The sequence below is a fragment of the Spirochaetota bacterium genome, assembly GCA_035477215.1.
Lineage (GTDB): Bacteria > Spirochaetota > UBA4802 > UBA4802 > UBA5368 > MVZN01.
Genome location: DATIKU010000042.1, coordinates 21,286 through 34,672 on the forward strand (window position 1 = coordinate 21,286; position 13,387 = coordinate 34,672).

General features: G+C 54.9%; 10 protein-coding genes, 2 tRNA genes and 1 rRNA gene. 8 read left to right on the forward strand and 5 right to left on the reverse strand.

The features are described from left to right. The 5 genes from VLM75_09855 (at position 1) to VLM75_09875 (ending at position 5,581) form a co-directional block, all read left to right on the forward strand. On the forward strand, positions 1-513 hold the full coding sequence (locus VLM75_09855) for a hypothetical protein (protein HSV97227.1): 513 nt from the start codon (positions 1-3) through the stop codon (positions 511-513). Beyond that, positions 510-1,997 (forward strand): Ig-like domain-containing protein, encoded by a 1,488-nt coding sequence (locus VLM75_09860; protein ID HSV97228.1) that lies wholly within the window; start codon positions 510-512, stop codon positions 1,995-1,997. The genes VLM75_09855 and VLM75_09860 overlap by 4 nt, the downstream gene beginning before the upstream one ends. A gap of 285 nt (positions 1,998-2,282) precedes the next feature. After that, on the forward strand, positions 2,283-3,713 hold the full coding sequence (locus VLM75_09865; GenBank protein HSV97229.1) for an Ig-like domain-containing protein: 1,431 nt from the start codon (positions 2,283-2,285) through the stop codon (positions 3,711-3,713). Positions 3,714-3,864: 151 nt separating this feature from the next. Beyond that, positions 3,865-4,569 (forward strand): hypothetical protein, encoded by a 705-nt coding sequence (locus tag VLM75_09870; protein ID HSV97230.1) that lies wholly within the window; start codon positions 3,865-3,867, stop codon positions 4,567-4,569. A 115-nt stretch (positions 4,570-4,684) separates the two neighbouring features. After that, a complete protein-coding gene (locus VLM75_09875) occupies positions 4,685-5,581 on the forward strand; it encodes a tetratricopeptide repeat protein (protein HSV97231.1) in 897 nt (298 codons plus the stop codon). A 4-nt stretch (positions 5,582-5,585) separates the two neighbouring features. Here the strand turns inward: VLM75_09875 and VLM75_09880 are convergent, their stop codons facing one another. Then, entirely contained in the window at positions 5,586-6,137 is a 552-nt protein-coding gene (locus VLM75_09880; GenBank protein ID HSV97232.1) for a hypothetical protein, read from the reverse strand. A 385-nt stretch (positions 6,138-6,522) separates the two neighbouring features. Between VLM75_09880 and VLM75_09885 the strand changes: the two genes are divergently transcribed. Both VLM75_09885 and VLM75_09890 read left to right on the forward strand, forming a co-directional pair. Then, on the forward strand, positions 6,523-6,678 hold the full coding sequence (locus tag VLM75_09885) for a hypothetical protein (GenBank protein ID HSV97233.1): 156 nt from the start codon (positions 6,523-6,525) through the stop codon (positions 6,676-6,678). Positions 6,679-6,689: 11 nt separating this feature from the next. After that, entirely contained in the window at positions 6,690-7,052 is a 363-nt protein-coding gene (locus VLM75_09890) for an MmcQ/YjbR family DNA-binding protein (protein ID HSV97234.1), read from the forward strand. 20 nt (positions 7,053-7,072) lie between these two features. Here VLM75_09890 and VLM75_09895 read toward each other — a convergent pair whose 3' ends face one another. Beyond that, entirely contained in the window at positions 7,073-9,133 is a 2,061-nt protein-coding gene (locus VLM75_09895) for an ATP-binding protein (protein HSV97235.1), read from the reverse strand. 125 nt (positions 9,134-9,258) lie between these two features. Between VLM75_09895 and VLM75_09900 the strand changes: the two genes are divergently transcribed. Next, positions 9,259-9,879 carry an XTP/dITP diphosphatase gene (locus tag VLM75_09900; protein HSV97236.1) on the forward strand — a complete coding sequence of 207 codons (621 nt, stop codon included), beginning with the start codon at positions 9,259-9,261 and terminating at the stop codon, positions 9,877-9,879. A 73-nt stretch (positions 9,880-9,952) separates the two neighbouring features. Here the strand turns inward: VLM75_09900 and VLM75_09905 are convergent. From VLM75_09905 to VLM75_09915, 3 genes are all read right to left on the reverse strand, one after another. Further along, positions 9,953-12,965, reverse strand: a 23S ribosomal RNA gene (locus VLM75_09905). Positions 12,966-13,096: 131 nt separating this feature from the next. Further along, positions 13,097-13,169, reverse strand: a tRNA-Ala gene (locus tag VLM75_09910). A 23-nt stretch (positions 13,170-13,192) separates the two neighbouring features. Further along, a tRNA-Ile gene (locus VLM75_09915) sits at positions 13,193-13,266 on the reverse strand. Between the last annotated feature and the right edge of the window lie 121 nt (positions 13,267-13,387).

Sequence of the window (13,387 nt, forward strand, 5' to 3'; positions counted from 1 at the left end):
ATGAAAAACCAACACGGCCTTACGGCGCCGGTCGCGGTGAGCGTTGCGTTTATACTGTACAGCGCCAACGAAATTTTCTTTCTCAATTTCAAACTTTTCAATCTGCAGAGTCTCGCGATGGCGTGTATCGTGCTGCTTCAGTTTGCGAGGGTGTTCCCGGCGGAGCTCACGGCCGGGCGCACCTACGCGCTTCTGGCCCTGGTCTTTCTTTCCGGCATCAATATCGGGACCAGGCCAAAGGCTTTCCTTTTCATGGCGCTTCTGTTTCTCGCCATTGCGATTTATCGTGGGTATTTTCACGGTGAACGTTTCTGGAAGGAGATGCTCCCGCTGGCCGTCGCGTCGGCCGTTTCTTTTGTGCTCGCCCTCGCGCTTTTCATCCTGACCGTTTTCGGCACGGGTGCGCTGTGGCTTGTCTTCGTCCTTACAATCGCCCTTCTCGCCATTCAGTTGTACGACCTCCGGGTTTCGCGCTCACTGCATGAGTCCGCGCCGGGGGGAGGTGATTCATGAAAAATACGTTTCCCATGGCATTCTGCATGCTGTCCCTTTTCGCCTTCCTCGGCGGTTGCTCCGGATTCGAGACGCTCGAAGTTGTGTACTCCTCCCCAGAAAATCACGCCCTCGGGGTTGCCGAAGACGCCCCGGTCGAGATCGCGTTCAACAGCGACGTCGAGAGGGACAGCCTTGAAAAAGGGTTCGTCCTCGCCGGAAGCTCGTCGAGGATCGAGGGCGACTTCGAATGGGTCTCCGGGAGCCGCTTCTTCTTCCGGCCCAGGGCCAGGCTCGCCTACGCGGGGCGCTACACGGTCGAAATCCCGCGCTCCGTGCGCGACACAAAAGGGAACGGCATGGAGCGCGACTTTCTCTCCGACTTCTACGTCGGAAGCGACTTTGTTCCTCCACTTGTGCTCTCTTCGGACCCGGCTTTTATTGCCGGCGGCGAACAGAACGTCCCGGTGGATCGCAACATAACGGTGGATTTTTCCAAATCGATGAACGTGCAAAAGACCGAATCCGCCTTCAGCATAACGCCCCATGTCGCGGGACGCTTCGTATGGGACAGTGGCCCTTCCGGCCAGGCGAACAGCCGCATGGTGTACACCCTTACGGCTTCCATGGACTACGGCGCGTCCTACCGCTTCAGGATCTCGTCTTCCGCCGAGGACGCGTCCGGGAACGCCCTCGCATCCGAGTACGCGGTGCTCTTTATCACCGGCGACGACTCAGAGCCGCCGTCGGTGACCGGAATCAACTCCAACGGCCTGGCCCCGTTCTGGAGCGCCGACGGAATCAACGACGGAATCGATAAAAACGTTTCGTTTTACGTCGTCTTCTCCGAGCCGATGAACCGGCCGAGCGCCGAATCCGCGTTTTCCCTTTCTCCGTCGCCCGGCGGGCATTTCTCGTGGAACGGCGATTCGATACTGGTGTTCCACCCCTCCCGGCCGCTGGCCCCCGAAACCCTGTACCAGGCGAGGGTCGACCGTTCCGCGGGGGACCTTAACGGGCTGAAAATCCCCGCCTCTTACCAGGTCACGATACGCACGGGCGGCGCGGCATCGCTCATCCTGAAAACCGGAACGGTATGGGGCTCGAACGACGGCGCGTCGTACACGCCGCTTTTCACCGGAATTCCCGATCCCGACGCGTGGCCGGTCGCCATAACCATGGGCCTCTGGCCCAACCAGACGTATTATTTCCGCGTTCAGTTCGTCTCGCGCCTCGCTCCCTACACCCCGGTCGCCATGAACCGGTATTCGATCTACCAGAACCTGTCGCTTGCGAGCTTCGGGCCGGACGAGGGCGTCGTCTCCGATATGGAATGGACCGATGACACCACCGCCGTAATCAGGCTCTCCGGTCTTTCCAATAAACTGGAGCCGACAAGCCCGGTCCTCTACCGTCTCACCGTCCACGGAGGGAGCGGCGGCGTGAAGGACATTTACGGCAACACGATGAGCGAAAATTTCGTCTTCGATTTCAGGGAGCCATAAGATTGAAACAACCGACACTGGAAAGGAGCGTCATGCGCCGATTTCAGCGCGCGGCAGGCGACGCGGATGTCGCCGGGGCCGGGGCTTGCACGTCGGTACATCCGAGGCCCCAAAGGCGATTGAAACGGCGCATGACATTCACTGCGAACGTTTGTGCCATTACTATTTACTCCCGTTATCAGCCGGGACGGCATGAAAAATCGAAATGTTGCAGCATTGGGAAATAAAGCCGGCATCCCCCGGATTTGTAATAAGTCTGATTTATAATGAGAGGAAGACAACCACATGAAGAATTACAATATTTTATTTGTGTTAATGATAATACTCCTTCTTGGAGTCGTCACACGTTGCGACTTCAACAACGACTTCACGCAGCCTGAGGTCGTTTCGATCACCCCCGCTGACCGCGCGAGCGGCGTAAGCGTGGACATGTCGATCGCCGTGGTTTTCAGCAAAGAGATGGACACGATCAAGACATCGAACGAGTTCTCGCTGAGCTCCGACGCGGGAACGGTCGAAGGGTACTTCTCATGGAGCCCGGACCGGAAAAGGCTCGGCTTCCAGCCGGCCCGCGGCCTCGGCGAGGCGACGCTCTACCACGTTTCGATATCCTCCGCCGCGGAGGATGCAAGCGGCAACGACCTCGGGAAAGCGCATTCCTCGGTATTTTCGGTAAGCGCCGACCTGGTGAGGCCGACGCTTGCCGCGCACGCGCCGCCGAACGACACTATGGTCGCCCCCGACGCCGTCATTTCATTCCTTTTCTCCGAAGCGATCGATCTCAACTCACTCTACGGCGGCGTCTCCATCTCCCCACCGCTCGAGGGCCGCTATTCATGGAATATAACAAATTCATTCATCACCTTCACTCCCCTTTATCCCATGCCCTACGGAACAACCTACGCCGTAACGGTCGGTACCGACATCCGCGACACGAGCGGAAACCGTCTGGCGGACGCTGTTTTCTTCAACTTCACCGTGGGCGACGATTTCACCAAACCCACGCTGGCCGTATCACAGCCGCCGTCCACAGCGTTCTGGAGCGAGGATATCGAAAACCAGGGAGTGGAGAAGAGCCGCGATATCCTCATTCTCTTCAGCGAAGAGATCGCCGTCTCGGAGCTTCGAAACGCGCTCACCATCAGCCCGGCGGCAACGTTCTTCATCGATACCGATCCCGGCCATACGATCGCGTATCTGAAATTCCTCGAACCGCTCGCAAGCGAGGCGCATTACACGCTCAGGATATCGCCGACGATCACCGATTTGCAGAACAATCCGCTCGCGAAGGAATACCGGTTCCACTTCTTCACCAACGGCCCCGGATCAATCGCCCCGTATATCACGTCGATCACCGACCCAAAGCTTCCCGGCGGCTGGGCATTCGGCCAGACGCAGCCTCTCTCATTCGAGCTATCTCCGACGGGCGAACTCTGGTACCCGGACATCCGGGTCCGTTTCTCTGCAAGGATGAATCCTACAAGCCTCGCCATTACCATCGACAAGGTCCTCGGCACGGGAACGACTCCCCGCATAACCGGACCCGACTGGCCCGACGTGCCGCCGGATCCGAAACTGGGCGTGTACCAATTCGACCTCACCGGCGTCATGTCCGGCAATGTATATAAATTCACGATTAAAGGAGGTAAAAACGGGGCCAACGACCTCAACGGCAATTACCTGAAAGAAGATTTTATCCAATATGTCAGGTTTTAATCAAGCGAGCACTTGCAACAGTGGCCGAAGCGGCAGTCATTCATCCGCCTGCGGCATAAGGATGACCCGACACGGCCGGGATTTACAACAAAGCAATGGGGAAAAACGATATGACCGAATATTACGGCACATCACAGACAGCGAGGCCGTCATGGCGATAAAAGAAATCTTCCAGGCGTTTTTCAACCGAAAGGCAATTATAATCGCGGTTTCTGCCGGTTTTCTGGCGGGATTTATCACGGCGCGAATAAGCACGGATCCGTACGCCGATCTGTTGGATTACGAGCTTTCGCGCTATTCGAAGGGGGAATGGATCGTAAAGATCGACGACGACGCGATCGGCTCGAAGTACCTCGACAACAGGGCCGCCCTGTATGCCCGATACATCGCGCCGCGGGACGACTCAACCGACCCGCTCTTCAGGGATAAATTGTTGCGAAAACTGGTCGACAACTACATCGTAGTGAAGGCGGCGCAAAAAGCCGGCCTCTTCGCCGGCGAAAACGCCCGGCACTACCTGTGGATGTATATCGAAGAAGCGATCGCCGGGTATTATCTTGACTCGATGGCCGACCTTGGGAAAAAACCGCCACCCATGACCGACGGCGAGATAGACGAATTTTATAAAAAGCACGAGCCCCTGTTCGCCGGTAAAAACATCCCGCGCGAAAAAGCCCTCGGAATAATCCGGGCAGGATTGAACGACATCTCAGAAAGGCTCTCCTCCCGGGACCGTACAATCGCCGGACGGCTGGAGCTCGGCCGATTGAAAAAAGGAAAGGATATTCTTTTAAACCATTCACTGATCGGAAAGAAGGGCACGGCACCTGTGCCGGGCGGCAAAAGAGACAATTAGAGTCGGAACAAACCCTGGCAATATCGAGTTTCCCCTCCTCCGCGGTTGGGAAAACCTTGTTTTCCACAGGCAAGCTCCAACTCTATTATATACAATCACAGCGAGGCGGTGTACCATGAAAACAAATTTATATTGTGTTATTTTCACTCTTTCAATCATCGTTATGAGTTGCGGGAGCGACAAGGCCCCCGTGGACGAAACATACGCCAGGAGCGAACACCCGATGAAGGAAAAAGCGGTCCGGCTCAACCGCGACGGACTCGCCCTTTTCAACGCCGGCAAATACGCCGACGCCCTGGAGCTGTTCGTCGAGGCGGCCCGCGTTGACCCCGAAGAGCCCGAGTATCCGAACAATTCCGGCAACTGCCTCCTCAGGCTTAAAGAGGCGCGGCGCTCTGCCAAGGAGTACGAGAAAGCCGCCGGCCTCGATCCCGGGCGTCCACTGTACCGCTTCAACCTGGGGCTCGCGCACCTGCACCTGAATGAGCCTGAGAAGGCAACCGAATTTTTCAGGGAGGCCGTCCGGCTCGACGATAAATTCGCTCCGGCATGGTCCCATCTCGGGCTTGTATACTACCACGCGAAAAAGCTCGACGACGCGGAAACTGCGTGGAAAAAAGCCGCCTCGCTGGGAAAGGACGCAGAGGTCGAGAACAACCTCGGCATGGTGTACATGGACAGAGGCGATCTGGCCTCTGCCGAGAAACGATTTAAACGCGCGATCGGGATCGAAAAGCGCTTCATCCTCGCCCACTACAACCTGGGGGTGCTGTACCAGAAAAAGAACGACCACGCCGGAGCCGAAAAGTCCTACTCGAGTGCCATTGAACTCGACCCGGCGTATTTTACCGCATACTACAACCGCGCCCTGGTCCAACTGGCGCAGTCGAAAGAACGGGAGGCCGTTGAAAGTCTCGAGCTCTTTATCAAACACTGTCCACCGACGCTGGCCCAGCCGCTCGACGATGCGAAAAACAGGCTCGCGGAGCTGAAGAAAAAGCGATTACACTGATCGCTCACTCGAAGAGCCTGCGTGAAGGCATGCCGCGCAGCCCGGCATACAGTTCGTTCAACCCGTTTGTGGTTTCTTCGTAGTTATCGGTAATCCGAGAGAGGCCCCAGCTTGCGGTAAAAGTACTTATTTCAACGTTACCGGTAAAATCTGCAAGATACTGCCTCATCCCGGCCTGCACCGTTATCGGGCGCGAATACCGGTCATCTGAAAATTGCGACAGCTGCTCGTTTATCTGTCCGCGGGCGGCGATAACCGTCGCTATATGGGTAAGCCGGTACTCGCCGGGCCTGAGCGCAAATGCGTAGATGTCGCTTTTCCTTTTTCCGAACAGGGACCCTCTGCCAAGCGGTATACGGTACTGAAGGCCGTTCTTCATGTTCGTCAGGACCAGTTCCAGTCCCACGTTTCCGGTGTTTTCCATGCGGAAGCGACCATACAGATATCCCATATCATCTTTAGGAAGCTCGGCCTGGTTCATGATCGAGACCCCTCTGACGATACATCCGGACAAAAGCAACGGCAACACCAGGCACCACACATGCAATCGTTTCATGGCTGCACAGCTCCTTTAATTTAATTTTCCGCGAGTCGTCGAAACTGGGCTCTATAATAAATTCAAACGAAGCGACTACGGAATAATTTAACGATGATCGGGGTGGGAGGCGTCCCTCCATTCAAAAAGAGGGCGGGATGAGGCTATATGCTGCTGTAACACCTTTCTACACTTCCTAGACGGCACGCGTCAAGTATTTATCGCTTTTCTGATAATTCATCAACCGTCGCCCGATAACCGAAACACGTCCCCCCGAACGCAATCTGCAAAACGGCATTACCTTCGTGTCCGGGCATGTCAATTTTCGGATCGTTTGAAAAACAGCTTGATTCTCCATCAGATCACCCGTATACTTGCATTATACTGTTCGCCAAGGGAGGGGTGCATGAACATACACAAGGTTACTGGTACCGACGTTGTCGGCCAGTCCGTATTCGGCAATTCGCGCGACTTCATCGACCAGGTCAAAAAGAGTGTTGGGGAGCCCGAGCAGCAGCCGCGCGATGAGATGAAAGGCTCGAACATCGACGTAAAGGCCTGATTAAAGGCGCGATGGACGTCCCCGCACTTCGCCTTTATTGCCTCGCAAAACCGGCCACCTCGGCTGATTTCCCCTTTGGAAGCGATGTGCTCGCCCTTCGCGTCGGGAAGAAAATCTTCGCCCTCGTCGCCCTTGACGAATCTCCGCCAAGGGTAAATCTAAAGTGCGATCCGTTACTCGCGATGGAATTGCGAGAACGGTATCCGGGCGTAACGCCGGGATACCACATGAACAAGGCGCACTGGAACACGGTCACGCTCGTCGGTGTTCCAGAGAGGGAGTTACGCGCGATGATCGATCATTCCTACGAAATCGTGCTGAAGGGCCTGTCGCGCCGCAAGCGTGAAACCATTGGGGCAAAACGGGCCGACTGAATTCCGCGGCACGCGGAGGCTCATTCGCCGGGTAAGTTCAGCACCACCCTGAATTCCGTCCCTCCCTGCTGCAGGTTCCTGACCGAGATCTCCCCGTTGTGGTCGGTTACGATCCGCTTTACGATTGCAAGCCCCAGCCCGACGCCGGTAACCTTGGTCGTGTAGAACGGTTCAAAAACCCTGCCCAGGTCGTCCTCGCGAATACCCGACCCGCTGTCGCGCACGCAGACGACAACGCTTTTGGCATCGGTCTCGGTGACGATCTCGATCGTGCCCTCGGGCGGCGTGGCGTCGATCGCGTTCTGCACCAGGTTCAGCAGGAGCTGCTTCATCTGGTTGAAGTCGGACTTAACAAGCGGGATGTCTCTGGCGAGCTTCATCCGCACCTCTATCCTGCGCTCCTGGAACAGGTTGCGCAGCAGGTCTATGGTGTCGTTAATCGCGTCGTTAACGTTGTTGAATTCCTGGATATAGGGCGTTGGCCGTGTAAAATCCATCACGTTGGAAAGCACCTTCTCGAGGCGCTCCGACTCTTTCAGGATGACCGCCGCGGCGGATCGAATCATCGGCTCGTGCTTCGACGCGTCGCGGCCCAGCTGCAATACGCGCCGCGCGTAGCCGCCCATCGTCACGAGCGGATTTCGGATCTCGTGCGCGATATGCGAGGCGATACGTCCCACCGCCGCCAGCTTCTCCGTTTCGACGATGGCCTCCTGGCGGTCGGTTATCTTCTGCATCTCCTTCTTGAGCGCGGCGAGGTTGTTATAACTCTCGATCGACAGAGCGGCCTGAAAGCCGAAAATGGACAGCAGCTCGATGCTGTCGCCCGTAATCGGCACCTGATTGAACTTGTTGTCGGCCACTATCACGCCTATCGCCCGGTTGACCGCGACAAGCGGGACCACGACGAACTCGCGTACCTCCATCAACGCACGCAGACCCTCGTCGATCCGCCCGTCTACATCGGCGTCATAAACGTGGATGCTTTCGACATTTTTCATCGCCGAAACCAGAACGCTTCCGTGGTCCAGCGGGATGCGGGAGGCGGTCACTTTATCGAGGAGCTTTCTCCCCTTTCGCGCTTCATTCGTAAAACCCTTGAACTGGTCGAAAATATCGACTTTATTCGAGGGGATCGAGCTCCAGATCTCTATCGCCTCCTCGATAGAGTCCGGGCCCACGGCCATCCTGCCAACGAGGGAAGGCTCTTTCTCGTCGACAAGAAAGAGCATGGCCCTGTTAAAGCCCAGGCCCGAACCTGAAGTAACTCCGGTCAGAATCGTAAAGAGCACTTCATCGAGTTCTTCATCGCGTCGGATCGATTCCGATATCTGGCTGAGCAATGTTATCTGGTAATCCTTCCTGCAGCGGTTGGTGATGTCATCGATAACCAGGATTATCTGATTCCTGCCCTGCACCACGATGCGCGAGATCTTTATATCGGCGATAACGCTGATGCGCCGCTTTGAAAGCAAGTGGGTTTTCTCCATCACCACCGACTCGCCCGTGTTCTTAAGCGAACCGATGGCCTCCTTGACCCTCCCCGTAAGGAAGTAGAAGACCTCTTCTATGTTTTTTCCGTATATCTCGCCCTGCTGGTACTGGAATTTGCGGCAGAAGCTCTCATTCGCGAAGAGTACGTCCTCGTCCTCGTCGAGCACCAGAAAATACGAGCTTATCGACAGGACGATATTGTTGTACATCTCCCGCAATTGCTCTATCTCCCCTTTCTGCGTGGAGACTATATCCTCAAAATGCTTCCCGATCACCGTCAGGTCTCTGAATATTCCGGCCAGCTCGTCCCGCCCCCGCAGGGAAAAGCGCGGCATATAGTATTTCCCCTTTTTAAATTCGGCGATGGTGCGCTTGATAAAGCCGATCCTGTCCAGGTAAAAATATTTCCCGAGAATCGTCAGAACGGCCAATTTAAAAAGCAGCAGCGAGCCGACCACCGGAAGCAACGGGATTAAAAATCCGCCGAACGCCTCGTTTTCCGCATGTACCATCATGAGTAGACAGGCCACAAGCACGACATCGAGGATTACGAGCAGGGATATGGAGAAAAAAAACCTTCTGTTCATAGGTGTCAATCGGGACGAATGACCATTCCGCGGGCCATTGAGGTAAGCCCGTTAATTTTTTAAAAAAAAGCCTGCTCTGTTAAAAACGGTATTGCCGGTTTACGCGGCGACCTTAATATGCCCTCATGAAACTGCTAATTGCAACAAAAAATACTAACAAGGTCCGCGAAATACGGGACAAGCTGGCCCGTCTGCCCGGACTTGAAATTTTGTCCCTCGAGGACACTGGCGGCATCCCCGATGTTGTTGAAGACGGCGACACCTTCGCCGAAAACGCCGCCATAAAGGCGCTTGCCGTCGCCGCCACGACGGGGTTCACCTCGCTTGCCGATGATTCCGGGCTAATCGTCGACGCGCTCGACGGCGCTCCTGGCATATACTCGGCCCGCTTCGGCGGGAGCGGCCTTTCAGACGCCGAGCGCTGCCTACTCCTGCTCGAGAAGATGACGGCCGTTCCGAAAGGAAGCCGTTCGGCCCGCTTCGTATGCGCCATCGCCATAGCCCGTCCCGGAACCGTGATCCATACGGCCGAGGGAGTATGCGAGGGGAGCATCATACGGGAGATGCGCGGCGGCATGGGCTTCGGATACGATCCCGTTTTTCTTGTCGAAGGGACGAAAAAAACCATGGCCGAGCTCAGCATGAAAGAGAAGAACAGTCTCAGCCACCGTGCCAGGGCTCTCGAGGCCGCGGCACTTTTCATCCGAAAGCTCGCCGCCGGGACCGATAAAAATCATCACACCTGAAAGGAAAGTCGCCTTTTACCTGGACTTCAAAATGAAAAAACCCGAAGCGTTCCCGCTTCGGGTTTTTTATAATATGGTCAAGCCTCACGACCGATTAGTACTGGTCGGCTGAACGCATCGCTGCGCTTACACCTCCAGCCTATCAACCTCGTGTTCTCCGAGGGGTCTTCAGTGGCCCGAAGGCCAGGGGAAATCTAATCTTAGAGTAGGCTTCCCGCTTAGATGCTTTCAGCGGTTATCCCTTCCGAACATAGCTACCCAGCGGTGCCGCTGGCGCGACAACTGGTACACCAGAGGTTCGTCCATCCCGGTCCTCTCGTACTAGGGACAGATCTCTTCAAATTTCCAACGCCTGCAGAGGATAGGGACCAAACTGTCTCACGACGTTCTGAACCCAGCTCGCGTTCCGCTTTAATCGGCGAACAGCCGAACCCTTGGGACCTTCTCCAGCCCCAGGATGCGAAGAGCCGACATCGAGGTGCCAAACAGTGCCGTCGATATGAACTCTTGGGCACTATAAGCCTGTTATCCCCGGAGTACCTTTTATCCGTTGAGCGATGGCCTTTCCATACAGGACCACCGGATCACTAACCCCTACTTTCGTACCTGCTCGACTTGTAGGTCTCGCAGTCAAGCTCCCTTGTGCGTTTACACTCTGCGCACGATTTCCGTCCGTGCTGAGGGAACCTTAGGGCGCCTCCGTTACATTTTAGGAGGCGACCGCCCCAGTCAAACTGCCCACCAGACAGTGTCCTAGCCCTGGATCAACAGGTGCCAGTTAGTAGTCCAATACAATAAGGGTGGTATTTCAAGGATGACTCCACCGAAACTGGCGTCCCGGCTTCCAAGTCTCCCACCTATCCTACACGTACTGAACCAAACTACAGTGTCAGGCTACAGTAAAGGTTCACGGGGTCTTTCCGTCCTTCTGCAGGTAGTCCGCATCTTCACAAACACTACAATTTCGCCGAGTCTCTCGTTGAGACAGTGACCAAGTCGTTACACCATTCGTGCAGGTCGGAACTTACCCGACAAGGAATTTCGCTACCTTAGGACCGTCATAGTTACGGCCGCCGTTTACCGGGGCTTCAATTCAGAGCTTCGCATGATAAATCACGCTAACCCCTCCTTTTAACCTTCCGGCACCGGGCAGGTGTCAGGCCCTATACTTCATCTTTCGATTTTGCAGAGCCCTGTGTTTTTGGTAAACAGTCGCTTGGCCCGTTTCACTGCGGCCCCCTCATGCTCCATCCGCGAGGACTTCACACTACACGGGGCGTCCCTTATTCCGAAGTTACGGGACTAATTTGCCGAGTTCCTTAACGAGAGTTCTCACGAGCGCCTTAGGATACTCTCCCCGCCTACCTGTGTCGGTTTGCGGTACGGTCACCCGGTTTCGCGTTTAGAGGTTTTTCCTGGTGGCATAGAATCAAGACCTTCGCTTCCCCGAAGGGTCGCTCCCCTACAGCCTCGGCCTTAAGGAAACCCGGATTTGCCAGAGTCTCCAGCCTTCGCATAAGAACAGGGAAGACCAACTCCCTGCGTCCCTATCTTTCCACGTCACCCCTTCACGATAACCTCCACCAGGTGGTGCAGGAATATGAACCTGCTTCCCATCGACTACGCCTTCCGGCCTCGTCTTAGGGGCCGACTAACTCTGAGGTGATTAACATTGCCCAGAAAACCTTAGGCTTACGGCGAGCATGTTTTTCACATGCTTAATCGCTACTCATGCCGGCATTCTCACTTCTATACAGTCCAGTCGTCCTCGCGGTCGACCTTCAACCCGTATAGAACGCTCCTCTACCACTCGTATCGCTACGAATCTAAAGCTTCGGTGGTATGCTTAGCCCCAATCATTTTCGGCGCAGAATCACTCGACCAGTGAGCTATTACGCACTCTTTAAAGGTATTGCTGCTTCTAAGCCAACCTCCTGGCTGTTTAAGCAATTCCACATCCTTCTTCACTTAGCATACACTTGGGGACCTTAGCTGTTAGTCTGGGCTGTTTCCCTTTCGACCACGGAGCTTATCCCCCGTAGTCTGACTCCCGTGCTCTAAAGTTATGGCATTCGTAGTTTGAAAGAGTTTGGTAAGTTTGTGGACCCCCTACCCCTATCAGAGCTCTACCACCACAACTAAACACACGAGGCTAGCCCTAAAGCTATTTCGAGGAGAACCAGCTATTGCCGAGTTTGTTTGGCCTTTCACCCCTATCCACAACTCATCCGATAGTTTTTCAACACTAAACGGTTCGGTCCTCCATCCCGTTTTACCGGGATTTCAACCTGGCCATGGATAGCTCACTCGGTTTCGGGTCTACTCTATACAACTAATCGCCCTGTTCGGACTCGCTTTCGCTACGGCTCCGCGACTGCCGTCACTTAACCTCGCTGAATAGAGTAACTCGCCGGCTCATTCTACAAAAGGCACGCGGTCAGGCATGACTTGCGCCATAGCCCTCCCACACCTTGTAGGCATACGGTTTCAGGTTCTATTTCACTCCCCTCTCGGGGTTCTTTTCACCTTTCCCTCACGGTACTTGTGCACTATCGGTCACTGGTGAGTATTTAGCCTTACGAGATGGTCCTCGTAACTTCCCACAGGATTTCACGTGTCCCGCGGTACTCAGGAATCCAGACCAGGAAGACTTTCTGCTTTTCGCCTACGGGGCTATCACCCTCTTTGGCCCTCTTTCCAGCGGGTTCGGCTAAACAAAAGTTTTGTAACTTCCCGAGAGCCCCTGAATGCTCTCCATCTGAATCCTATTACCCCGATCCTACAGCGGCTCAGGCCTGTAACGTATAGATCGGTTTAGGCTGTTTCCCTTTCGCTCGCCACTACTCAGGAAATCACGGTTGTTTTCTTTTCCTCCGGGTACTAAGATGTTTCAATTCCCCGGGTTTGCTTCCGTTACCTATGTATTCAGTAACAGATACTGCGGGTTCGCCCGCAGTGGGTTTTCCCATTCGGTTATCCTCGGATCAAAGGATGCTTGCTCCTCCCCGAGGCTTATCGCAGCTTGCCACGACCTTCATCGCCTACCAGTGCCAAGGCATTCACCGTACGCCCTTACTTGCTTGACCATATTATATTGTCTGCTGTTTCCAACAAACGGGTCGCTCGTAAATTCGTTTGTGAACGGACTACTTAATTAAATAAGTAGATACACCATATTTAAAAGAACAATGCAGCAAACAATCTCGCTTGTGCATTTTGGAGGTGAACGGGTTCGAACCGATGACCTACTGCGTGCAAGGCAGTCGCTCTCCCAACTGAGCTACACCCCCCAATTCTTGCGTGCTTCCTGAATTGGGCCTGAGTGGAGTCGAACCACCGACCTTACGATTATCAGTCGTACGCTCTAACCAACTGAGCTACAGGCCCATGCTCTTTACTCCAACTTGAAACCACTCCGCACCGGGCGTCTCGCTCCACTCATACATCACACCGGGTTTCAAGATAACCTGATTCCCTCAAAACTGAGTAGTAATGATTAAGGCTCCAC

What these genes read in the sequence shown, in the direction of transcription:
- VLM75_09855 (HSV97227.1), top strand. Translation starts at nt 1, where the DNA reads ATGAAAAACCAACACGGCCTTACGGCGCCGGTCGCGGTGAGCGTTGCG.
- VLM75_09860 (HSV97228.1), top strand. Translation starts at nt 510, where the DNA reads ATGAAAAATACGTTTCCCATGGCATTCTGCATGCTGTCCCTTTTCGCC.
- VLM75_09865 (HSV97229.1), top strand. Translation starts at nt 2,283, where the DNA reads ATGAAGAATTACAATATTTTATTTGTGTTAATGATAATACTCCTTCTT.
- VLM75_09870 (HSV97230.1), top strand. Translation starts at nt 3,865, where the DNA reads ATGGCGATAAAAGAAATCTTCCAGGCGTTTTTCAACCGAAAGGCAATT.
- VLM75_09875 (HSV97231.1), top strand. Translation starts at nt 4,685, where the DNA reads ATGAAAACAAATTTATATTGTGTTATTTTCACTCTTTCAATCATCGTT.
- VLM75_09880 (HSV97232.1), bottom strand. Translation starts at nt 6,137, where the DNA reads ATGAAACGATTGCATGTGTGGTGCCTGGTGTTGCCGTTGCTTTTGTCC.
- VLM75_09885 (HSV97233.1), top strand. Translation starts at nt 6,523, where the DNA reads ATGAACATACACAAGGTTACTGGTACCGACGTTGTCGGCCAGTCCGTA.
- VLM75_09890 (HSV97234.1), top strand. Translation starts at nt 6,690, where the DNA reads ATGGACGTCCCCGCACTTCGCCTTTATTGCCTCGCAAAACCGGCCACC.
- VLM75_09895 (HSV97235.1), bottom strand. Translation starts at nt 9,133, where the DNA reads ATGAACAGAAGGTTTTTTTTCTCCATATCCCTGCTCGTAATCCTCGAT.
- VLM75_09900 (HSV97236.1), top strand. Translation starts at nt 9,259, where the DNA reads ATGAAACTGCTAATTGCAACAAAAAATACTAACAAGGTCCGCGAAATA.